Annotated in this window: 9 protein-coding genes; 3 read left to right on the forward strand and 6 right to left on the reverse strand. The window is 66.1% G+C overall.

The features are described 5' to 3' along the window. Positions 1-433: 433 nt before the first annotated feature. A complete protein-coding gene (locus tag SB771_RS26655; protein ID WP_175705140.1) occupies positions 434-4,813 on the forward strand; it encodes an autotransporter-associated beta strand repeat-containing protein in 4,380 nt (1,459 codons plus the stop codon). Positions 4,814-5,138: 325 nt separating this feature from the next. Here SB771_RS26655 and SB771_RS26660 read toward each other — a convergent pair whose 3' ends face one another. Next, positions 5,139-6,887 carry a cholesterol oxidase substrate-binding domain-containing protein gene (locus SB771_RS26660; RefSeq protein WP_175662100.1) on the reverse strand — a complete coding sequence of 583 codons (1,749 nt, stop codon included), beginning with the start codon at positions 6,885-6,887 and terminating at the stop codon, positions 5,139-5,141. Positions 6,888-8,443: 1,556 nt separating this feature from the next. Here SB771_RS26660 and SB771_RS26665 point away from each other — a divergent pair. Beyond that, positions 8,444-9,277: a response regulator transcription factor gene (locus SB771_RS26665; protein ID WP_244096855.1), complete on the forward strand. Its 834-nt coding sequence runs from the start codon at positions 8,444-8,446 to the stop codon at positions 9,275-9,277. Between the two features lie 243 nt (positions 9,278-9,520). Here SB771_RS26665 and SB771_RS26670 read toward each other — a convergent pair whose 3' ends face one another. Genes SB771_RS26670 through SB771_RS26680 form a run of 3 tightly spaced genes read right to left on the reverse strand, consistent with a single transcriptional unit; the run spans position 9,521 to position 12,756 of the window. Continuing rightward, a complete protein-coding gene (locus tag SB771_RS26670) occupies positions 9,521-10,663 on the reverse strand; it encodes a helix-turn-helix transcriptional regulator (RefSeq protein WP_244096854.1) in 1,143 nt (380 codons plus the stop codon). Continuing rightward, a complete protein-coding gene (locus SB771_RS26675) occupies positions 10,557-12,260 on the reverse strand; it encodes a cyclic peptide export ABC transporter (RefSeq protein ID WP_175662097.1) in 1,704 nt (567 codons plus the stop codon). The genes SB771_RS26670 and SB771_RS26675 overlap by 107 nt, the downstream gene beginning before the upstream one ends. A gap of 16 nt (positions 12,261-12,276) precedes the next feature. Next, on the reverse strand, positions 12,277-12,756 hold the full coding sequence (locus SB771_RS26680) for a hypothetical protein (protein ID WP_175662142.1): 480 nt from the start codon (positions 12,754-12,756) through the stop codon (positions 12,277-12,279). A gap of 92 nt (positions 12,757-12,848) precedes the next feature. Here SB771_RS26680 and SB771_RS26685 point away from each other — a divergent pair, with 92 nt between their 5' ends. After that, a complete protein-coding gene (locus SB771_RS26685) occupies positions 12,849-13,901 on the forward strand; it encodes an RNA-guided endonuclease InsQ/TnpB family protein (RefSeq protein ID WP_175662096.1) in 1,053 nt (350 codons plus the stop codon). 70 nt (positions 13,902-13,971) lie between these two features. Here SB771_RS26685 and SB771_RS26690 read toward each other — a convergent pair whose 3' ends face one another. After that, positions 13,972-14,628 carry a glycosyltransferase family 25 protein gene (locus tag SB771_RS26690; RefSeq protein WP_175662095.1) on the reverse strand — a complete coding sequence of 219 codons (657 nt, stop codon included), beginning with the start codon at positions 14,626-14,628 and terminating at the stop codon, positions 13,972-13,974. Beyond that, positions 14,625-24,167 (reverse strand): non-ribosomal peptide synthetase, encoded by a 9,543-nt coding sequence (locus tag SB771_RS26695; RefSeq protein WP_175662094.1) that lies wholly within the window; start codon positions 24,165-24,167, stop codon positions 14,625-14,627. The genes SB771_RS26690 and SB771_RS26695 overlap by 4 nt, the downstream gene beginning before the upstream one ends. Positions 24,168-24,221: the final 54 nt, after the last annotated feature.

A 24,221-nucleotide genomic window follows, 5' to 3' on the forward strand; every position in this document is an offset into this window, starting at 1 on the left:
TGGCCGGTCCCGTTTGCCTTCGACGCAAGCGTATAAGCGAACGCACCGGCAACCGGGCAGGTCGGCGTGAAGCGCGATGCGGCGAGCGCTCCCGATAGATGTTGACCACGGTGGTGCCCGTAAACGTGGACGTGGCGTGGATCAACCGATCTGCGTGACACAGCAGGCAACCACGCGCCGGGGCGACACAGCGCGTTTTTCTAGGGATTCGGCCGGATACCCGGAGCGTGGCGGGCCCGCGACAGCCCGGGCAATGTTTCCCGGGCAGGTGTTATATTGCGCGCGCATGCGCCCCGACCGATGAGCCAAGAGCCGTAGTACCCGCGGACCGGCGCGCCAGAGAACGACAACAGAAACGGGTCCGTCGCGCCATCGGTCCAGCCTCTCCGTGACCAGTGCCAGGCCGACGGGCCGATGCATCGAGGGGATCAACATGAACCGGGTCTATCGGCTGGTCTGGAACCGCACCTTGCGCGCCCCGCAAGTGGTATCCGAACGCACCCGCGCGTCGCACGGCGGGATCGACGCCAGCCATGGCGCCATGCCTGCGCGCCGCTGTGCCGCTTCCATCGTTTCCATCGGCGTGTCGCTCGGTCTGGCCGGCACGGCCCTCCCGGGCTGGGCCGCCACGTGCACTGTCAGCACCATCGCGAATTGCAGCGCCCCCGGCGGCGACGGTATCCCGGACCGAAGCGGCAACGGCGGCAGCGGTAACGGCGGTGGCGGGGGTGCCTCTGCGTTGGGCGGAGGCACCACCACGATCCAGGTTCCTGGCGGGCCCACGTCGGGCGGGACAGGCGGTACCGGTGCCATGAACGACAGTGGCCAGAGCGGCCCCGGCGGGGCGCCCGACGTGGTGCTCGCCGGCGATGCCGTGATCAACGGGAACGCTCAGGGCGGCGCGGGCCAGGGCTTCGACGGATTCAATTTCGCGGGCGGCGGCGGCGGCGGTGGCGCGGGCGTGTATTCCACCGGCACCGGCGTGACCGTCAACAACGGCGTGACGGTGCAAGGCGGCACAGGCGGAAATGGCGGCGCCGGCACATCGGGGCCTGCCTCCAACGGTGGCGGTGGCGGAGGCGGGGGCGGTGCGCTGGTGATCGTGACGCCGGCGGCCGATGTGATGAACCGAGGCACGCTCATTGGCGGAAATGGCGGCAACGGGGGAGGCGGCGGAAACCCGGGAGGCGGCGGCGGTGGCGGCGACGGCCTGCTGACCGTGGGACCGGGTTCGCAGGTGACCAACCTTGGGACGATCGTGGGTGGCGTGGGCGGCGCCGCTGGCGGTGGCGGAAGCACGGCGGGCGCCAGCGGCGCGGGCGTCAACTTGGGCGGTGGATTCACCGTGCTGTCCAACGTCGGCACGATCACGGGCGGTGCCGGCAACGGAGGGGCCGCGGGAGCGGGTGTCATCGCCAATGGTGGCGATGTCATCGTCAACGGCGGCACGATTGCGGGCGGCTTGTTCGCGGACGGCGTGACGCGCGCGGCAGCCATCCGGTTCAACGGAGCGAACGATACGCTGCAGTTGCTCGGCGGATCCAACATCATCGGTGATCTCGAGGTGGCGTCGGGCGCGTCGGCCACCATCACCGCGGGCACGCCGGGGCTTGCGCTGTCCAACCACATCACGCTCGGCGATGCCGCATCCCGCGTGACCTTGAACTCAAACACGACCGATCTCGCGGTTTCAGGCGTCATATCGGGGACGGGCAACGTGGCCGTGAGCGGCAGCCACACGATCACGCTGACGGGTGACAGCACCTATACCGGCGGCACCACGATCAACGCCGGCACGCTGCAGATCGGCAATGGCGGGACCACCGGCTCCGTCGTCGGCGACATCGTCAACAACGGCACGCTGGCTTTCAACCGCAGCGATACGGTGTCCTATGGCGGCACCATCAGCGGGACGGGCAGCCTCGTGCAGGCGGGTACCGGCACGCTGGCGATATCCGGCGCCGCCGGCTATGCGGGGAGCACCACCGTCAACGCCGGCACGCTCGCGCTGATCGGCGCGGGCAGCATTGCCGCTTCCAGCGGGGTCGTCAATAACGGCACGTTCGATGTCTCGGGGACTACCTCCGGGGCTACGATCAATGCGCTGACGGGTACGGGCGCGGTTGCGCTGGGCGGCCAGACACTGACGCTGGCCAATGCGGCCGGCACGTTCGGCGGAACCATCGGCGGTACGGGTGCGGTGACCGTCGGCGGCGGTACGCAAGCGCTGTCCGGGCTGAACACCTACACGGGTGTCACCGCTGTCAACGCCGGCACGCTCGCGTTGACCGGCACCGGCAGCATTGCCGCTTCCAGCGGGGTCGTCAACAACGGCACGTTCGATATTTCGGGGACCACATCCGGGGCCACGATCAATGCGCTCACCGGCACGGGTACGGTCGCGCTGGGCGGCCAGACGCTGACGCTGGCCAATGCGTCCGGCACATTCAGCGGTGCCATTGGCGGTACCGGCGGGCTCACCGTGGCGGGCGGCACGCAGACGCTGTCGGGTGCCAACGGCTATACCGGCGCAACGTCGATCAGCGCCGGCACGCTCGCGCTGTCAGGCGGCGGCAGCATTGCCGCTTCCAGCGGAGTCGTCAACAACGGCACGTTCGATATTTCGGGGACTACCTCCGGGGCGACGATCAATGCGCTCACCGGCACGGGCTCTGTTGCACTGGGTGACCGGACACTGACGCTGGCCAATGCATCCGGCACGTTTGCCGGAACCATCGGCGGTACGGGTGCGGTGACCGTCGGCGGCGGTACGCAAGCACTGTCCGGGGCGAACACCTACACGGGCGTCACCACCGTCAGCGCGGGCACGCTCGCGCTGATCGGCGCGGGCAGCATTGCCGCTTCCAGCGGGGTCGTCAATAATGGCACGTTCGATATTTCGGGGACGACCTCGGGGGCCACGATCAATGCGCTCACCGGCACGGGCACCGTTGCGCTGGGCGATCGGACGCTGACGCTGGCCAATGCATCCGGCACGTTCAGTGGCGCCATCGGCGGCACCGGCGGGCTCACCGTGGCGGGCGGCACGCAGACGCTGTCCGGCGTGAACACCTATACCGGCGCGACGATGGTCAACGCCGGCACGCTCGCGTTGTCGGGTGCTGGCCGGCTTGCCCCTTCCACGTCGGTCACGCTCGCCGGCGCAACGGCCGCGCTCGACCTGTCCGCCGGCGGCAGCCAGACGGTCGCACATCTCTCCGGCGTGGCAGGCAGCCGCGTGGTGCTCGGCGGCAATGCGCTCACGCTGTCTGACGACTCGTCGCAAATATTCGCCGGCAGCCTCAGCGGCACCGGCGGTTTGGTCAAACAAGGCGCGGGCACGCTGACGCTGAACGGTGTCAGCGGCGCGTTCTCCGGGACGACGACAGTGGCTGGCGGCACGTTGGCCGTGGGCGAAGCGGCTAATGCCGGTGCGGTGTTGGGCGGCAATGTCCTGGTGAACGCGCTTGGCACGTTGCGCGGCCATGGCGCGGTATCGGGCGACGTCAGCAGTAGCGGCGTGGTCGCGCCGGGCGGCTCCATCGGAACGCTGTCCGTGGGCGGCAACTATACCCAGGCGGCGGGCGGCACCCTGTCGATCGAGGTCAGCCCGACGGAGGCGTCGCAACTACGCGTAGGCGGTGCCGCGACGCTCAATGGCTCATTGGCGGTTCTGTTCGATCCCGGCACCTATACCGCACGCCGCTACACCGTGCTGAGCGCCGCCAACGGCGTGACGGGCCGCTTCGCGAACGTCGGCACCACCACGGCCGGCGCGAATCTCGGCGCGTTGCAGTCGTCGGTGGACTACGGCGCCAATGGAGTCGACTTGCTGCTCGCCGAAGCCGCCGGGCCCACGCCGGCCGGCCCGACTGTCATCGCGCCGACCAAGACCTCCATCTACACGGCGCTCGGCACGACGGCATTGCTCCAGGCGCAGGGCGCCAGTTCGACGCTGCTCGGCCGTCTGGTGGGCCCGCAGGATAACGCGGCGGGTTCGCGCAGCGTGTGGGCCGTTGCCAGCGGTTCCAGCACGAAGGTGGGCGGCACGGGCGGCGCGCCCGGCTTTCTCACCCACGCCTATGGGTTCCTGGCGGGCGCGGGAGGACGGCTCGGCGATGCGACGATCGGTGCGGCCGGCGGCTACACGCACACCACGCTGGGTGAGGACACGACGGGCGCATCGGGTGCCATCGATACGCTGCGTGTCGCCCTGTATGGCGCGCAGCCCGTGGGTGCCGTCAACCTGTCGGCCACGGTCGGCTATGGGCTGGATTTCCTGTCGCAGAAGCGGCCGTTCGGTAGCGCGGGGACCGCAGAAGGCGATCATCTCGGCCACGAGTTCACCGCCGCGACGCAGGCCAGCCTGCCGATGGACGCCGGCGGCCTTCGGATTGCGCCGCACATCGGGCTCCGGTATGCGTACGTGCGCGGCAGCGGCTTCGGCGAGAGCGGCGCCAACGGCCAGAACCTGCACGTCGGCCCCGACAGCGCGAGGAGCCTCCAGCCTTACGTCGGCGTCTCGCTCGACAAGGCTTTTGGCGATGCCTTGCGCCCCGTCAACGTACAGCTTCGGCTGGCCTATGCGCACGAGGTGCTGGGCGCGCGCCGCGTCGTCCAGGTCGGGAGCCAGGACGGGACCGTATTCGCCGCGCCGGGCACCGATCTGCCGCGTTCATTCCTGACCACGGGCGCCGGCGTCACCGTTCAGGCCGCCAAGGCGACCACGGTATCGCTCGGGTTCGATGCGACGATCGACACGAGCCATGTGTCGGCGCAGTCGGCGTATGTACGGGTCAATCACTCGTTCTGACTGCGGGGGCATGGATTGGGCCGTGCGGTTGCGCTTCGCATCCGCGCGACCGGCGACCCGACACAGGCGCCAGCTACGGCGCAAGCGATTGCGCCATTCGGTTCATGAACACCTGCACCCGCATCGGCAGGTGCCGCCGGTGCGGGTGCGCGAGCGACACCGGGCATCGGTGGAGGCGGGAAGTCGTGCAGCCCGTCGACGTGCGTGTAGCCGCGCGACCACCATCCCCAATGCGTCCTGAGGAACGATCTCGAACCTGTCTCGCCGCGCATCGTCACGTGCTCCGTTCCGTTGCGGCCATGGCAGCCGGCTTGCGCAGCGATCGCTACGGCATCAACCGATCGAGCAGCGGCGACCGGAAGATCCGGCTCGGATCGTAGCGTTCGAGCGTCGCGCGCGCCGCATCCCAGCTGCTCGACGGCGGCTGGCCGTCACGATGCAGGTTCGGGATCGTGGTCGCGAGCATCGTGCCGTCCTGCCAGGCGGCCGTGTCGGTATAGCCCCAGCCCTTCGACCATTCGGGGCGCAGCGTCGCATACGAGCCGGTGTAGTTCGCGAGCATCCATTGCTCGATCTCGCGATAGAAGCGATCGGCGCCCGGCGTGCCCGGTAACGTCAGGATATCGAACCATACGGCGATGTCCCATTCGGGGTGGTCGGGGCGCGGCTTGAGCGCGGACAGCGTGGGAACGACCGCGCCGGCGCCTGCATCGGCCGGCTTGTCGAGACCGGTGACACGGATCTCGACCGGACCGTTGATCGGGTACTCGCCGCGTGCCTTGTACGCGTCGATGCGATTCTGATAGAACTGCACGAATTCGCTGATCACGCGCTGCACGTCGGCGCGCCGCGCCACTATCGCGTAGCCGTTCGCGGTGACGCGCAGCGTCGTCGGCCGAATGTACTGCAGCACGGTGCGCGACCAGCCCCAGATGTCCCCGCTCAGCGTGAGTGCGAGGCCGGCGGTCGTGATGGCCAGCTGCGTCTGGCCGAACAACGGTGTCAATGCGCCTTCGCCGCCGATCACGATCCGCTTGACGAGATCCGAGATGGACTGCGAGATCGAATCGGAGAACGGATAGTTGTATGGCTGCGTGACGGCGCGCGACAGGAGCGGCTTGCCGGGCGTCGGCGTCCAGACCTTGAGCCACGGGCTGGTCGTGAACGGGAACCAGATCGCTTCCATCCGGCCCGAGCGATCGAGAAACGACGCGATCGTGCGGCCCGGCGTGCCGGCCGGCGCAAACAGTTCGGACGACGGAATGTCGACGAAGCTCTGGCAGCGCAGCCGCTGGTTCGGGCCTGCAATCAGCGTGACTTCGACGACGAACGCCATCCCGATGTGCGCGAGGAACGCGCCGATCTCGGGATCGCTGCGCTCGAACCGGCGCAGCACGTATTGCTGCCGGGCCGCATCGAACACGACCGCGGTCAGCGCGACCACGAGATTGCTCAGCGAGCCGTAGGTGTGACCCGGCTGCAGGGTCTCGCCGGCCGCCGGTACGGCGGTGCCGTGTGCATCGATCGCGAGCGCACCGCCGAGCGTGATGCCGCCCGGCGCGGGCGCGGCGATCACGCCGAGCCCATATTGCTCGAGCGTCGCGAGCAGCGCCTCCAGCGAGACGCCCGTTTGTGCGGTGACGCGCGCCGGACGCGCCGACGTGTCGACGGAGACTGCCGTGAGCGACTGCGTCGTATCGAGCAGCACGAGGTTCGCCGCGCCGGCGCTCGGGTCCAGCGTCAGCGGCGACCAGTTGTGCATGTAGCCGCGCGGGCGTATCCGGTAGCCGTTCGCGCGCGCCCAGTTGACTGCCGCGACGACGTCGTCGGCGGAGCGCGGCGCGGCGGTCCATACGTCCTGCACGACGATCTCGCCACTCCAGTTCTGGAACGCCTGCTTGTAAAGCGGAATGTTGGCCGGGAAGCCGGGCGGTGTCGCGCCGGCCGTCCGCGCGTGCGCCGCAATCTGGTAAAGCGGCGTCCAGCCGGTGACGACGCCGGCCGCCGCGAGCTTCGCCATGTCGGCGAGGAAGGCGCGGCGCGGCGCAGGTTCGTCTCGGAAGTCGTGACTCATGGTGTGCTCCAATTTTTCGGAATTGTTTTGCAGATTGGAAAGACGACAAGTGGCGCGTTGAGACCCATGCGGCAATTCGGGCAGCCGTGACGTGCGGGAAGCGTTGCGCGTTGCCGGGCCAGGATTGAAAAAGACGATGCGTTCGGCAATGCGCGGCCGCACCTCAGCACGGATGTCCAAGGGGAAATCGAAAAACCGCCGGGCGAATTCTTCAATTGGCCGTCGGCCTGCCTGCCGGCAAACGGATAGGGAGATTCGATTGAATAGCGCGTGGCGAAGCGCTCGCCGCGACGATCGACAAGAGATGATTGCGCGTGAATATTAATTTACATATTTCGTTTTTTTAAATAAACCAGCCCGTAATTTAAAATCGATTGACGATGCATTATTTATTCCGTTGGAAAGCGTAACAATTTATTTATCGGGCGGCAAGTGGTGGAGTTGACAAATTCCGTGCCCTTCAATATGGAAATTTTGTGACTGGCAATGGCTTCGCCATTTGTGGATATTTTGCAACACCGTTGTTGGCAGTGCTGAAAATGATGTTCGTGGAAATTTTTATCGCTTGAAAGGGTAATCAACGGCGCGCAGCCTCAGGCCGACGGCGGGGATTATGTTTTTCCGGCGCACATATCAAATCGATCGTTGAGAAACGCGAAACAATATCCGGGCGACAATGCCTGAGGCCACGTCGGCGGGCGAGAAGAGCATGATGAAAATCAACAATTCGCCTCTCGCTTAAGGATTCGGATGAGAATCCGTGGTATGTGGCGCCGAGACAATTTTTACAAACTTTCGTGGTAAATGGATGTTGATTTATCCAGAAAACTTAGAATCGCATCGCTGCGCAGCGCGCAGATCGATCGATTTCAGGATCGCGCGCGGCGTGACTAAAAAAATGGACATCACGGTAACTGCAAGGATTTTAAATCGTCGCTATCATACGCGGCTGGGATATGCAGGGATCAAATTCAATGGAAAGAACCGTTTCGTTTTTTGTTCGTGATTTTTGTTGAATTCGACGGGAATAAAGTCCGCTCCGGGCTGACGCCGGGTTTTCCGATTCTGGGATTCAGCGCGTCGGGCGTTTTCATCCAGCAACGCTCATTGACTGAAGTGGATGTTTCAGCTTCTCGCAGCGCTCGCCGGTAAGGATCGCCCATCGATGCGACGCCGCCTGCATGGCGCCGTCCAATAAGGAGGAAACATCGTGCCTGTTTCATGCTTGTCATCGCGCTGTTCGACCGTCGGTGACGAGGCTGCGCTCGCCGCGCCTGAAGGTCGTTCGCACGAGCATGGCGTCCTCCGGATCGCGGGCTGGGCATGCTTGCCCGACCGTCCCGGCCCCGCACGCGATCCCGCATCGAACTGAACAGGGAACGGCGCGCCGCCGTTCGCGTGAGCCGAACGCATCGGCGCGCGATGGTGGCGGCGCGTCGCCCGCCAAAAGAGGCACGCGACGAAGCGTGACGAAACGCGCGCCGCGCACACCGCGCCGGCTCGCCCGCGCTGGCGTTGCGTCGCCATCCTCAAGAATGCACAACAAGGAGAGTCAGATGTTCGCGAAGCTCGGGAAGGTGATTTCGAGCGCCGGCAGTGAGCGGTTCGCATCCGACATGCATGCATTGCTGGTCGAATCGATTCCGCTTGCGATCACCCGGATGACGGAATGGACGCTCGACGAGCCGGCGGGCGAAGTCGTCCGCGTACAATCGCTCGGCGCGTTCGGCGTGCCGGCTGACGACGGGCGCGCCGGCGCGCCGGCCGCGCACGGCGAACGGGAACCGGCGGCGCATCCGCTGTCGAGCCGGATCGTGGCTGCCTGCGACCGACAGCTCATTCACATCAATCCGCTGATGCGGCGCGGCAATGGCGGCAATGGCGGCGAAGTCGCACCGCCGCGCGCGCCGGGCGGCGGATTTCAGTGCCATCTCGTGTCGGGCAAGGCGAATCGCCGCTACGTGATCTCGCTGCATCGAACGGCATCGCATCGCGACTTCTCGTTGCAGGAGATGTCGTTCCTGAAGAGTTTCGCCGATACGCTGCTGCCGCTCGTCGAGTGGCATGCGTCGACGCGCCGGCACGGGGAACTCGAAGGCGCGACAGCGCCCGGTGCGACGCCGGCCATGCCCGGCGTCGAGGCGCTGCGCCACGAGTTCGAATCGCGGCTCGCGCGCGCGGCGGTCGTGCTGTCGGCGCGCGAAAGCGAAGTGTGCCTCGGCCTGCTCGCGGGCAAGATGCTGCGCGAAATGGCCGGCGAGCTCGGGGTGAAGGAAAGCACGGTCGAGACGTACATCAAGCGCGCCGCGGTGAAGCTCGGCATCAGCGGCCGGCACGGGCTCACGAAATGGATGATCGACGATTACATGCCGTGCGCGTCGGCGGCGTGATGCCGTCACGCCGGGCGCGCGCGTCGATACCCGACGCACGACGGACGCCACCGGTCGACGTGCCGGAATGGCTGCCGCTTGTCGTCGCGGGCGATGACGGCGAGGTCACGGGGTGCGGCAGTTCGGTCTGTGTCGCCGGCCGGATTGCCGGCGCGAGACGGGAGGGGCAGGCCGGCGGCCGCTATCCCGGGTCGTTTCGCGCGTCGTCTGTGGAGGCAGCCCGCGCGTTCGGGCCGAGAGCGTTCAGGTTCCGATGCACGGCGCCGCGCAGTCGCGCGGCGCGCTTCTCGTGCCGTCCCGGCCGGCGTCCGTCGTGGTCCCGGCCGTCTCCTCGAGCATCCAGCGCGTCAGGCCATGACGCCCGCCGAAGCCCAGCTTGACGGCTGCCCGCTTCAGATAGGTCTCGACGGTGCTTTCGCGCAGCGCGAAACGCACGGCGATGGCGGACACCGTGTCGCCGGCCAGCAGCGCCGTGCATGCCTCGATCTCGCGCGTGGACAACTTGACGCCGGCTTGCCGCAAACGGTCGGCGAACCGCCGCGCCACGCGCTCCCGGCCCGATTGCGTCGCCGGCGGCGCGGCGGTGGTCACACGGGCGACCGGCGGAGCCGAATCGAGCGCCGCGACATGGCTGTCGATGATCGGAAACAGCACGTGCGAGAGCTCCTTGAGGAAGCTCCGCTGATGCGGCGAGAAATCGTCGAACGTGTTCGCGCGATACAACGAGATCACGTAATAGTGGCCCCGCTTGCGGGTCACCAGATGGAATTGCACGCGATGCGGCGGCACGGTCTCCGCCTGCATGAGGAAGAAGCGCTCGAGCAGCGCGTGGGTGGGGGCATGGCCGGCGAGCGTGTCGGCGACGTGCACGCGGCTCATGTCGAGGCGCGGCAGCATCCGCGGCCCGTGACAGGCAGCGGCCGGGCCGGCCTGCGTGAGCGCCGCGCCGGCCACGCCGAGGCTGCGCACGCCGAGATCGCCGTGAGGCGCGGCGTCGGCCGCGAACGCCGAAATACGCATTTCGTCGACGGGGACCGCCGCGCAGATCAGGCTGTACATCATGCGGGGAAAGCGTCGGCTCCCGCTGGTCGAGATCGCTTCGCCGACGTGTGCGAACAATCTGCTGAACTCCATGAAAGGATTCCTGATGAGACGTTGAAGCTGCGCTTGCGCGCATGGTTGCCGACGTGATTTAAACACCCCTCCGCGAACGCGTCTGTAACGGATAGCCGGGACAGCCGACGAATCGCCGGCCGCCGAACCGGGCGCGGCGCGCGGCTCATCCCGCGACTTCGGCTTGCACGGCACACATGGCCGTATCGGAGAAGATGCGGCCGCTATCCAGGCGAATGACGCGGTCCGCCAGCTTGAAATACTGATCGTCATGGGTGATGATCACGACGCATTTCCCGCGGGATTTCAGATCGGGAACCAGCACTTCATAGAAAAATCGCTTGAAAACCGGATCTTGATCGGCGGCCCATTCGTCCAGGATGTAAATCGGACGATCTTCGATGTACGCGCACAGCAACGCCAGTCGCTTGCGTTGTCCTGTCGATAAAGCCCTGGTCGTCGAGTACGTCTTGCCGTTGATCTCGACCTTGCCCGCCAATTTCAGCGTGTCGAGGTATTGCCGCGCAAGTTCGATGCTGCCATTTTCCCCGTCCGGCCCGATGATGCGGTTGAACAAATGGAAATCGGTGAAGACGGCGGAAAACAGGTTGCGGTACCGTTCCCTGGCATCGTCGTCGATGACTTGTCCATCGAGCGCGATATGGCCTTCGGTAGGCGCATAGAGGCCGCTGAGTACCTTGCCCAACGTGCTCTTGCCGCTGCCGTTGCCACCGATGACATAGACGAGCTCGCCGGCATGAATCGTCATATTGATGGGGCCAAGCACGAAGTCGGCCGACGACTCGTTGTCACGGTAGTTCATCTTCACGTCTTTCAGCTCGATGCGCGTCCACGGCTTCGCCGATGACGATTCCCCGGTGCCCGCGGCGGACGGTTCCTTGGGCGAATCCTGCGTGTCGTCGAGCAGAAAGCCGAATTCCGCCAGCCGCGCGAGCGCGGTCTTGCCTTCGGCCACGATCGGCAGAATATTGATCAGCATGGTCAGCGGGCCCATCATGTACAGAACGGCCAGAATGCTCGCCGTGAGTACCGAAGGGTCCACGACGCCGAGCGAAGGTACGCCGAACAGCAGGAATCCGAGCAGGACCGCTACCGTGATCTGGCCGATGCTGTCGCCGCCCATGAACCAGAAGCGTTCGATGTAATTGAATCCTGCCACGCGCTTCGACGACAATTCGATCGCGGCTCGGGTGAACCAGCGCCGCCTCGCCCGGTTGAGCTTGAGCTCCTTGATGCCGAACACGAGGCCGTGCGTATATTCATTGAACTGGACGAATTCATCGCGAACCCGCTCCGTGAAATTGACCGCCTTTCGATAGAAAAACAGATACAGCACCAGGCCGACGATGGTCAGGAGGATCGTCGAAGCGAAAACGATCCACGAGAGATAGGCGAGATAGACGATGCTGCATATCAAGACGACGGATTGAACGATGATCGTCGGCAGGGTGAGCAGGGTCTGGCTCAGTTGCGGAATGTCCTGGGTCAGCATGGTCAGCACATGGGGTGCGCCGCGCCTGTCGATTTCATCGAGCGGGGTCGCGAGGATCCTTTTGCACAGGTTGACGCGCAGTCTCGTCATGACTTTCATGCACGCATAGGAGGGCATCACGGCAGCGCTGCTTCTGCATAGAACGGCGACGACATTCACGGCAACGAACAGCAGCAACAGCGTCTGTCGATCCTCCCCGTCATGCAGCACCCGGCTGATCAATCCGACGCCCACGATCGACGCGATGCCGCTGACGAGGCCCGTCAGGACCGTGCCCAGCGTCAACCAGGGATGACTGCGCCACATCAGGGTGGCGGCCGAATGCCACGGCGGCGATTTACTTTGAGCGGAATCCATGAGTTGCCAATATGACTCAGTTGATCAGGTGGCTGAGTTCGACATTGTTTGCCGCTGATCTCAACCTCGACGAGGTTTCATGCTTGCCCAGGAACGTGATGCTTTCCACGATTTCCAGCGGCGAGTCGGAAAACAGGATGCAGCACTTCAGCAAGCGCTGCGCACGGTCCCACCCGAGGCTCGATGAATCGGCCACGCTGCGCAATGCAGCCTCGATCGACGCGACTGTCCAGCTGGGCTCATGTGTCAGCCGCGACTCGATCAGTCGAAGAAACTGCAGGAGGGTGCGGGGATTCCTTTCTATGCTGTACATCAGAACGTAATCCACCCGCCGTTTCTTCGTGATCAACGGAAAAATCAGATCGATCACGTCGGCGGTCGATTCGCATTTCCCGTAAGCGAGCGAAATTGCCTCGCCGAGCTTGCAGTCCCGGTGGAGCGAATCGAGCGCGGACTTGACGAACGCCGCTTCGAGGTCGACGGTGGTGATTTTCATCAGAATTTGCTCCGAGAAACCCCGCCATTGATGGCGGGAAGGAAAGGAGTGCTGTTGACAGGCAGCTTCTTCCACGGGTTAGGATCACCTGCATGATTGTTGTCTACCGCTACCGCGTGAAGTCGCTCAACGGACTGCTCAACAAGCAGAGCCGTGCGGTGAACTACGTCTGGAACTTCTGCAATGACACGCAGAAGCACGCGCTCAAGTGGAGCAAGAAGTGGCCGACGGGATTCGATCTGAACGTGCTGACGACGGGGAGCAGCAAGGCGCTCGGCATCCACTCCGGCACGATCAACGCGACGTGCGAGCAATATGCGAAGTCGCGCAGTCAGCACCGTCGGCCCTACCTGCGCTATCGCGGCAGGAAATCGCTGGGCTGGGTGCCGCTGAAGGGCCGTGACCTGAAGCGCGAGGGTGACGCGTTCCGTTTCGCCGGCAACACCTTCCGCGTGTTCAACAGCCGACCGCTTCCCGAAGGCAAGATCAAGGACGGGACCAACTTTGCGCAGGATGCGCGCGGCAACTGGTTCTTGAATATCGTGATCGAAATGCCCGATGTTCAGGCCCGCCCGATCCATTCCGGTGTCGGCATCGATCTCGGCCTGAAAGACTTCGCCACACTTTCGACCGGCGAGAAGCTGCCCAATGACCAGTTCGGTCGACGAGCGGCGGAAAAGCTTGCGAAAGCGCAACGGGCGCGAAAGCACAAGCGGCATATCGCGAAGTTGCACGCCAAGGTCGCGAATGCCCGCGCCGATTTCCAGCACAAGCTCGCGCTCGATCTGGTGCGGCGCTTCGATTACCTCGCGGTCGGCAACGTGTCGGCCGCGAAGCTCGCCAGAACCAGGATGGCGAAAAGCGTCTACGACGCATCCTGGTCGTCCTTCCGAAACAAGCTCCGTCACAAGGCGATGGCGCACGGGGCCACGTTCGAGGAAGTCGACGAAAGCGGTTCTACCCAGTCCTGTTCGGCGTGCGGATCGAAAGACAGCACGACGCGGCCGAAAGGTATCGCGGGACTGCGAATAAGAGAATGGGCCTGCAGTGACTGTGGTGTCGAGCATGATCGTGATATCAACGCTGCGCTGAACATTCTCCGATGCGGACGTGCATCGCCAGGTGTGGGAATCACCTGCCTTTAGGCGGGTGAGGACGTCAAGATCTTCAAGGGTCTGTCGAGAGTGGGATCGCTGCGAGCGCCGGCCACAGCCATTACCAGCCGTCCGGAATCGGAAGGGAATAGGTCAGCGGCTTTTCCGGCATGACTTCGTCCATGATGTCGGAGTAACCGGACTCCTGTCCGACCAGATTGGGCTCGAAGCAATAGCAATTGAACGTCTGCTGCAGGACGAGGTTGTTGCGGTCGTTGATCGCCGGCGGGTTTTCGTTGATCGCAATGAATGCGTCGTAAAGCGAGTCCCTGACGACGTACGCATGCGCGGTGAGCGTCTCCACGGTCTTGACGATGTACGGCGCGACGGGAATGGGCGGCGTGAAGTGATAGGCGCCCAGAAACAGCATGTGCCAGTCGTTCGGCAGCTGCGCGATGAACTCGGGGAAGCGCGCGGCGAAGTCGCGGTCGAAGAACGCGTCGTCCTCGAAGATCAGGACTTCGCTCGCGCCGGCGGCCTTGGCCTGTTTCACGGCGGCGAGATGGCTCATCGTGCAGCCGTAGTCCTGCGGGCGCATATGGCGCAACGATTCCGGCACGGTCACCTGCCGCGCGTCGACGGCGGACAGTCGTTCCACCGTGAGGATGTTCTGCTCCGCGAATTTCCTTTGCATGGCTTCCCAGCGGTCGGGACGCCGGTCCAGATTGATGCAGACCTTGCGGGCGAAGGTGTTGTCGATCGTCGGTGTCGAGTTCATGAGGGCTTTTTTTCCAGAAACGGATTGACGTGGGTAGCGAGCACGCCGGCGTGCGGATCGAGCAGCATGGTCAGGTGGTCGCCGGGTACGTCCGTCACCTCGACGGGCAGCGCCGAGAAGCGGGACCAGCCCCAGGTCGGGTCCAGGCGGAGCTGTGCGATCTCGGGCGACGGATCGTAGTCGCCGGGATCCCGCTCGGTGCTGCGGAACAAGGCGATCGGCACGGGAAGCGCGGTGGCTTGCGGCGCGTAGCGCGATTTGAAGTTGGCCTGATAGACCCGCAGATACGCGCGCACGCGGTCGGATCCGGCATCCGCGAACCAGTTGCCGCGGTCGCCGATTCGGTCGAGGATCAGGCCGGCCTGGGCGTCGGGGTCGAGCGCGACGAGGTCCGCTCGCGTCACTTCGAGGTCGGTCCCGAGGAAGGTGCCGATTTCATGCGCGATCGCGACCAGCCAATCGGTGTCGTCCCAGTCTTGCCAGTAGGTGGCGGCCGAGCTGTCGACGGGGGCCGACGCGTCGAAGATCGCCAGCAGTTTGACGACGGCGCCCTTGGCGACGAGCTGCCGGCTCATTTCGAGCGCCACCTGCGCGCCGAACGAGTGGCCCGCCAGGTAGTACGGACCCGCGCCCACCAGCGGCCAGATGCGTTCGATATGACGGGCCGCGATGTCTTCCACGCGGGTGAGCGGCAGGCAGGCGCCGTCGAGGCCGAGCGCTTCGAGGCCGAGCACCGCGTGAGCCTCGCTCAGGTGGTTCGCGAGCGGGTGGAAGTAGACCACGTTCCCGCCGGCGCCCGGCAGCAGGAAGAGCGGCGCGGCGGGACCGCCGTCCCGGATCGTCACGAGTCCGCCTGGAGGGGCGGACGGCGTTTTCTTGGCCAGTGCCGCCGCCAGTTTTTCGATCGTCGGATTCTCGAAGAGACAGGAAATGGGCAGCCGGCGATCGAACGCCTTTTCGACATTGGCCATCAGCTGGATCGCGATGATCGAGTGCCCGCCGAGGTCGAAATAATTGTCGCTGACCGTGATGTCGTCTCGTTTGAAGATCCGCTGCCAGATCGCCAGCAACGTACTTTCGTCCGCCGTCGGCGCGACGGCGCGTGCCGTCGCGGCCGCACCGGCGGCGGGTTGGGCGGGTTGGGCGGGTTCCGCGGCAGCGGCGGCCACGTCGCGCGGCGCGCCCGGCCGGCTGCCGGCGGCCTGCGCCGGCGCATCGGCGAGCTGGCCGGTCAGCTGCGCCGGATCGTCGGCGAATCGTTCCAGCAACGCGCGGAGCGTGCCCAGCATCTGCCGCACCGCGTCCGGGGCGACGCGGTGCGCGTCGTGCGTGATAAGGAACGCGAGGCGGTTATCCGGGTGTACGGTCAGGGTCAGCGGATAATTCGATTCCGCGAAGGCGCGGGTGTCGCGGATCTCGATGCCGTCCGGCCCGAGATCGGGCGCGGCGGCAACCGGGAAGTTCTCGAACACCAGCAGGCTGTCGAACAGGCTGTCGCGGGCGGCCAGTTCGCTCCATGACTGGATATCGACCAGCGAACTGTACGAATGCGGCTCCATCGCCGTCTGGGCTGCGTGGACCTCCGCCAGCCACTCGACGAAGGGGCGCTCCGGCGCGATGCGCACGCGAAACGGCAGCGTGTTGATGAACAGCCCCACGATCGACTCGACGCCGTCGAGCTGCGGCGGACGGCCGGACACGGTGACGCCGAACACGACGTCGTTCGTCCCGGCGTGGCGCCGCAGCACCAGCGCCCAGACCGCGCGTATCAGGACGTTGAGGGTGAGGCGATGGGTGCGCATGAGCGCTTGCAGCCGGGTGGTCAGGGCTTCGTCCAGCACGCATTGCTGTGTCCGGAGCGTGTCCTGCCGCGCGGCGTCGCCGGCGCTCTGCCGGGCCGGCTTGGCCGCGATCGGCGTGGCGGCATGGAACCCGGCCAGCTCGGCGCGCCACCAGGCTTCGTCGGCCGAACGAGGATGACGCGCGAGCCAGTCGATGTACCTGCGGTATCCCGGCGCCGACGACGCGGTCGCGGGCGTGCCGGTGCGGGCGAGCGACAGGTAATCGTCGAACACTTCCTTCATCAGCGTGGCGGTGCTCCAGCCGTCGAGAATGATGTGGTGCGCGCTCCAGCAGAACCGATGGCGTGCCTCCGCTTCCTGAATCAGCGTGCAGCGGAACAACGGCGCCCGGTGCAGATCGAAGCCGCGCCGCCGGTCGTCGGCGAGGAACGCATCGAAGTCCTGCGCGCGGCGGGACGCATCGCGGTGTCGCCAGTCGAGGAACGTCCACGGCAGGTCGACCGTGTGCAGGACGGTCTGGACGGGATGGTCGCGATCGGCCCACGCGAACGCGGTGCGCAATACGGGATGGCGCGCGAGCGCGTTGGCCCACGCTTGCCGGAGCGCCGGCACCTGGAGCGGGCCGCTGACGACGAAGCTGAACTGCTGGAAGTAGGCGGCAGGGTCCAGTTCGTACAGCGAATGGAACAGAATGCCCTGCTGCAGGGACGACAGCGGGTAGCTGTCTTCGACGTTGTCCCACGTGGTGTCGGAAACCGACGCCACGAAGTCGAGCAACCGGTCCTTGAAGTGCGCGGCCAGGTTTTCGACCGTCTGCCGCTGGTGGAGACGCTCGCCGTAGCGCCAGTCCACCTGAAGCTTGCCGTCGGAAACGGCGGCGACGATCTCGAACGCGTGCGTGCGCCGGGACCGCTCGGCGCGCAGCGAACCGAGGTCTTCGGCCGCCGGGCTCCAGCCGTCGGACTGTTGCAGCACGGTATCGAGCTGCCCGTGATAGTTGAACAGGATATCGGCATTCGGCAGCGTGGCGAGGCTGTCACGCACGGCCTCGTCGGGGCTCAGGTAGCGGAGCAGCGCATACCCGAGGCCGTCGGCCGGAATCCGGCGCAGCTGCTGCTGGCCGGCACGCAGCGCTTTCTCCGGCGTGTGCATCGCGTCGGCCTCGAGCACGATCGGGTAGATGGAGGTGAACCAGCCCACCGTTCGGGTGACGTCGAGCGGCGCATCCGACACGTGGCGGCCGTGACTTTCGAGATCGATCCGGGTGCGGGCGTTGCCGGTGGCCATGCTGCACGCTTGCGCGAGCGCGACGAGCAGGACGTCGTTGATGCGGGTGTCGTAGGCCCGCGGCAGCCGGCGCAGCAACGCCGTGGTGTCGGCTTCGTCCAGCTCGAATGAAACGGATGCCGCGTCGCCGACCGCATTGTTGTCCGCTTTATTGGCCGCGCCGGCGGCCGGATAATCGACCGGCATGGGCTCGACGTCCTGCGACAGGAGGGCTTGCCACCGTGGGGCCTCGTCGCCGATGGCCGGCGACCGCGCCAGTTGCTGCAGATGCAACGCCCATTCGCGGAACGAAGTCGTCTTCGCGGGCAACGGCCGGCCGTGGTACGCGGCATGCAGGTCCTCGAGGAGCACGCGCCATGACACGCCGTCCACCGCAAGGTGATGGATCGAGACGAACAGGCGGGCGAGCGGTTCGTCGGCAAAGCAGAAAAGCCGGGCCGCCAGCAACGGGCCATGCGTGATGTCGATACCGCGTTCCGCTTCCTCGGCGGCGGCGCGCATCGCCGCGATGCGCTCGCCGGCGTCGCCTGCCAGCACTTCCTTCGCGAAGAGCGCCGGCATCTCGCCGGCGGCGACGACTTCCTGAGTCCAGTGGCCCGCGCTGCGCGAGAAACGCAGGCGCAATGCATCGTGATGTTCGTAGACTTGCCGGAACGCGTCGGCGAGCCTCGACGCGTCGATATCCGCCGGCACCTGGATCAGGACCGTTTGATTGTAGTGCGACGGCGTATCGATCTCCTGTTCGAAGAACCAGTGCTGGACCGGTGTGAGCGGCGCATCGCCCAGCGGGCTGACGCTCGACGCGTGCGCTGCCCGTTCTTCAGGCGCGGCGGCCAGCTGAGCGACCGTCTGATACTGGAACAGCTGTTTCGCCGTCACGCGAAGTCCCGCCTGATTGGCGCGCGAGATCACCTGAATGCTCAGGATCGAGTCGCCGCCCAGCTCGAAGAAATTGTCGTGGATGCCGATGGACGGCAGTTGCAGCACGTCTTGCCAGATCGACGCCAGCAGGATTTCCCGGGGCGTGACGGCTGGCGCGTGCGGCTGGGCCGCGTCGACCGTGTCCGCCGGGACGGGCAGCGCCTTGCGGTTGATCTTGCCGTTGGGCAGCAGCGGCAGGGAGTCGAGCGTGACGAACTTCGACGGCACCATGTAGTCCGCGAGCTTGCCGCTCAGATAGCCGCGAAGATCGGCGAGGTTCGGCGATACGGTCGCGACATAGGCGATCAGGAACGTCCGGGCGCCGTCGGTTTTCGCGATCACGACACAGTCGTCGACCGACGGATGCTCGCGCAGCGCCGCCTCGATTTCACCGGGTTCGATGCGCAGGCCGCGCAGCTTGATCTGGTGGTCGATGCGGCCGAGGAATTCGATGTTGCCGTCGGGCCGGTAGCGCGCGAGATCGCCGGTGCGGTAGAGGCGTGCATGCGGATCGGCAGAGAACGGATCGGCGATGAACTTCTCGGCGCTCAGTTCGGGCTCACCGTGGTAGCCGCGCCCGACCGGCGTGCCGCCGATCAGCAGCTCGCCCGCCACACCGATCGGCACCGGCTGCAGCTGCGCGTCCACGATGTAGACGCGCGTATTGGCGATGGGCCGGCCGATCGGCACGATGCGGTGCGGGTCGTCGCGCCGGCATTCCCAGGCGGTCACGTCGACGGCGGCCTCGGTGGGGCCGTAGAGGTTGAACAGCCTGACGTCCAGGCGCGCGAGGCAACGCTGCTGCAGGTCGTATGGCAGCGCCTCGCCGCTGCACACGACGCGGCGCAGCGACGTGCAGTGCGCGTCGAGGTCCGGATGATCGAGAAAGGCGCGCAGCATCGAGGGCACGAAATGGACCGTGGTGATCCGTTCGCGCTCGATGAGTTCGACCAGATAGTCGGTCTCGCGCTGTCCGCCGGGCCGGGCGAACACGAGGCGCGCGCCGGTGACGAGCGGCCAGAAGAATTCCCAGACCGACACGTCGAAGCTGAACGGGGTCTTCTGCAGCACGGCATCGTCGGCGCCGAGCGTATACGCGTGTTGCATCCACAGGATGCGGTTGGTGATGGCGCGATGGGTGTTGAGCGCGCCCTTGGGCCTGCCGGTCGAACCGGAGGTGTAGATCATGTAGGCGAGGTTCTCGCCGCTCAGCGCAGGCGCGGGGTTGGACGCGGGCGCGGCATCGAGGTCGAGCGTGTCGCGATCGACGACGATCACGCGGGCGTCGGTATCGGGCAGTGCGTCAAGCAGATGCTGCTGGGTGAGGAGCCAGCGTAGCTGCGCGTGGTCGATCATGAAGCGCACGCGCTCGGCGGGGTACTCGGGGTCGACGGGGACGTAAGCGCCGCCGGCCTTGAGGATCGCGAGCAGCGCGACGCTCATGTCGAGCGAGCGCTCCATGGCGACGCCGACGAGGGCATCGGGGGCGACGCCGAGCTCGATGAGCCGGTGGGCGAGGCGATTGGCGCGCAGGTTGAGTTCGGCGTAGGTGAGCGCGACGTCGTCGTAGACGGCGGCGACGGCATCGGGCGTGCGCTCGACCTGCTGTTCGAACAACCGGTGCAGCGGTTGCGCGGCGGCCTCACCGAAATCCGTCTCGGTCCGGTTCCGCTCGATTGTCAGCAGGTTCCGCTCCGCATCGCTCCACAACGCAAGCGCGCTGAGCGGCCGGTCCGGATCGGCGACCACGGCATCGAGGAGCGTGCGAAAGTGTTCCGCCATGCGATCGATCGTATCGGCGTCGAACAGGTCCAGGTTGTATTCCAGCGAGCCCGCGAGCCCGTGGTCGGCATCCTGGATATGGAGCGTGAGGTCGAACTTGGCGGTGTGGGTCTCCACCGACACCGGCGTGGCCACGAGACCGGGGAAGTCCACCGCATGGGGCTGCGCTTTCTCGTACGCGAACACGGCCTGGAAAACGGGCGTGCGGCTCAGGTTGCGTTCGAGCTTGAGCGAGTCCACCACCTGCTCGAACGGAATCTCCTGGCGACTGTAGCCGTCCAGCGCGACGCGCTTCACGCGCGCCAGCAGTTCGCCGAAGGTCGGATTGCCCGACAGGTCCACGCGCAGCGCGAGCATGTTCGCGAAGAAGCCGATCAGCGGCTCGGTCATGCTGGAACGCCGATTGGCAATCGGCGAGCCGATGACGAGGTCTTGCTGGTTGCTGTACCGCGAAAGGAGCAGCGCATACGCGGCGAGCACGACCATGTACGTGCTGGTGCCGGACGCGCGCGCGATCGCACGCAGGCCGTCGGCGCGTTCGGCGTTCAGCTGGAACGGCAGCACCGCGCCGTGAAAACGCTGGATGGCGGGCCGGGGGCGATCGGTGGGCAGTTCGATCAGGTCCGGCGCATCCGCCAGCGCCGCGCTCACGAGCGCCAGTTCCCGATGCGTGTCGGCCGACGCCAGGCGCTCGTGCTGCCAGGCGGCGTAGTCCGCGTACTGGACGGCGAGTTCCGGCAGCGACTGGCCGGCATAGAGCGCGGCCAGTTCGCGGATGAGGATGCCTGACGACCACGCATCCGAAATGATGTGATGCATCGTGATGCCGAAGACATGCAGGCGCGCGTGCACGCGATACAGCACGACGCGATAGAGCGGCCCGGTGGCGAGATCGAATGGGCGGTCGGCTTCCTCGGCGAGCAGCGCGAGCGTGTCGGACTCGCTGGCGACGTCGACGACGTCCAGCGCGACCGGCGCCGGCGGCGCGATGCGTTGAACCCCGAGGCCGTCGACGGCGGGAAACGTGGTGCGCAGGATCTCGTGACGCCGGCTGATGTCGGACACGGCGGCGCGCAGGCGCGCGACGTCCAGATCGCCGTCGAAACGCAGCGCGCTCGAAATGTTGTAGGTGGCCGACGGGCCTTCCAGTTGCGCGAGGAACCACAGGCGCTGCTGCGGAAAGGACAGCGGCAGGTCGTTCGCGCGCGAGCGGAGCGGGATGTTGCCGGCCATCGAGCCGGTCCGCGGCGACGACGCCTCGATCAGGTCGGACACCGCGCCGATGGTCTGGAGTTCGAAGATGGCGTCGATGCCGATCTCGACGGAGAAGCTGCTCCAGATCCGCGAGACGAGCTGCATGGCCTGCAGCGAATCCCCGCCGTAGTCGAAGAAGCGGCCGGTGAGATCGACGGCCGGATTGTCGAGCACTTCGCGCCAGATGCGCACCAGCTCGAGCTGGATCGGCGTGGCGTCGAGGCTGGCGTCGAGGCTGGCGGCGCCGGGCGCGGCGGCGGGCTCCATGGCCAGGAGCGCCGGGCGATCCAGCTTGCCGTTGGCGTTGAGCGGAAATTCGGCGATCGGGAAAATGTCGGACGGGACCATATAGTCCGGCAGTTTCCCGGCCAGGAAGGCCCTGAGGTCCGCGACGTTCAGGTTCGCGGAACCCTTGACGTAGGCCGCCAGCTTGCGCACCCCGTGGGCGGATTCGCGCAGCATGACCGCCGCGCCGACGACATCCTCGTGCGCGGTGAGCGCGGCCTCGATCTCGCCCAGTTCGACACGGTGCCCGCGGATCTTGACCTGATCGTCGACGCGTCCGTAGCACTGGATCTGTCCGTCGGGCAGCCAGCGGCCGATGTCGCCGGTGCGATAGATGCGCGCTTCGCCGGGGAACGGATGCTCGACGAATTTCGCGGCGGTGACGTCGGGCCGCTGGTGATAGCCGCGCGCGAGGCCGTCGCCGGCGATGCAGATTTCCCCCGGCACGCCGAGCGGGACCGGCCGCAGCGCGTCGTCGAGCATGTACACGCGCGTGTTGGCGATGGGCCGGCCGATCAGCACCGTGGGCGGCGTGCCGTCGACGCGCTCGACGATGCAGCCGACCGTCGCCTCGGTGGGACCGTACTCGTTGTAGATGTCGAGCGCGGGATCGATCTTCCGCAGCGTCGCGATGTGCTGGGGCGTCAGTTCCTCGCCGCCGACGATCACCTTGCGCACGCCGGAGCGTGACAGGTTCATGTATTCCAGCAGGTGAATGTGGGTGGGCGTGAGCTTGAGGGTGTCGACGCCGCTGCCGGGCTGGAACATGCGGGCCAGGATGGTGTCGATGCTTTCCGACTGCGGATAGATGCGCAGCGATTTGCCGCGCACCAGCGGGCAGAAGATATTGGTCAGCGTGAAATCGAAGCACAGCGAGCTGTACAGGCCGAAGCTGCCGGTCGTGCTGTCCGCAAAGTAATACCCGGCGGCCCACGCAATGTAGTGGGCCAGGTTCCGGTGTTCGAGCAGGCAGCCTTTCGGTCGCCCGGTCGAGCCGGACGTGTAGATCACGTAAGCCAGGTTCGCCGGCTCGGCGCGGCAAGGCGGGTTGTCCGGCAGCGGCGTCCAGCCGGGGAGCTCCTGATCCAGCAGCAGCGTCACGCCGGAGAATTCGTACCACTGCGCGAGTTGGCTCGATTGGGTCACCAGCAGCGACAGGCCGGTGTCGCCGAGGATGTGATTGATCCGTTCGGGCGGATACGCCGGGTCCAGCGGAACGAACGCCGCCCCCGCCTTCAATATGCCGAGAATCGCGACGATCATCCATTCGGAACGGTCGAGCATGATGCCGACCAGCGATTCCGGCCCGACGCCATGGTGGTGGCGCAACTCATGCGCGAGGCGGTTGGCCTGCGCGTTCAGATCGGCGTAGGTCGTGAGCGAACTGTCGGTGACGAGCGCCGGCGCCGCGGGCGTGCGGGCGACCTGGGCTTCGAACATCTCGACGACCGTGGGATGGCTGGGGCCGGCCGTCGCGGTTTCATTGAACGAAGCCAGCATCCGGCGCGCTTGCGGCGGGATCGCCTCGATGTCGCCGACCGGCTTGTCGAGCTGTTCGAATTCCTCGAGCACCACGCCGAGGCTCGTGGCGAAACCGTCGATGAGCAAAGGCTCGATGGCGCCTGCGTAACGAATCTCGATTTCGCCGCGCGCGAGTCGCAGGTGCAACTGCAGGTCGTCGTCTTCGCGGCCCAGCGCGCGGTGCACGCGGTCGTCCACCAGCGAGACCTTCGTGAGCTGCGCGAGCTCCATGTCCTTTTCGTTGCGCACGAGCGTTTCCAGCGGGAAATGGTGCTCGGCATAGCTGTCTTCCACGATCCCGGCCACGCGCGACAGGTAGTCGTCGATGCGCTCTTCGGGACGGACCTCGACGATCAGCGGAACGGTGGCGGCACGGGCCGACGGATGCTCGGCAAGCCCCGGCGTTCCGAGCACCGTGACCGGGATCCGGAAGTACTTCCAGAGCAGCAACGCAATGCCCGCGGCCGTGACGGCGAATTCGGCAAGCTCGCCGTCGCCGATGCGCCGCAACAGGTCGAGCGACGCGGGCGTGAGCGGCACCGTGCGGGACAGCAGACGGCCCGGCTGCGGACTCGGGGCGTGCGTTGCGATCCGGTAGACGCCGGTCACCAGGGAAAGGCTTTCGCGCCAGAAACGCGCGGTTTGCGCATAGCGATGGTCGGTGACCAGTACGTTATTGTCTTGCACACGAAACTCCTTGAGACGTTTTGTTCATCCGAAACAACCCGACGCAGGCCGCAT

This window comes from Burkholderia sp. SIMBA_051 (assembly GCF_046534915.1).
In the GTDB taxonomy this organism is placed as follows: Bacteria; Pseudomonadota; Gammaproteobacteria; order Burkholderiales; family Burkholderiaceae; genus Burkholderia; species Burkholderia ambifaria.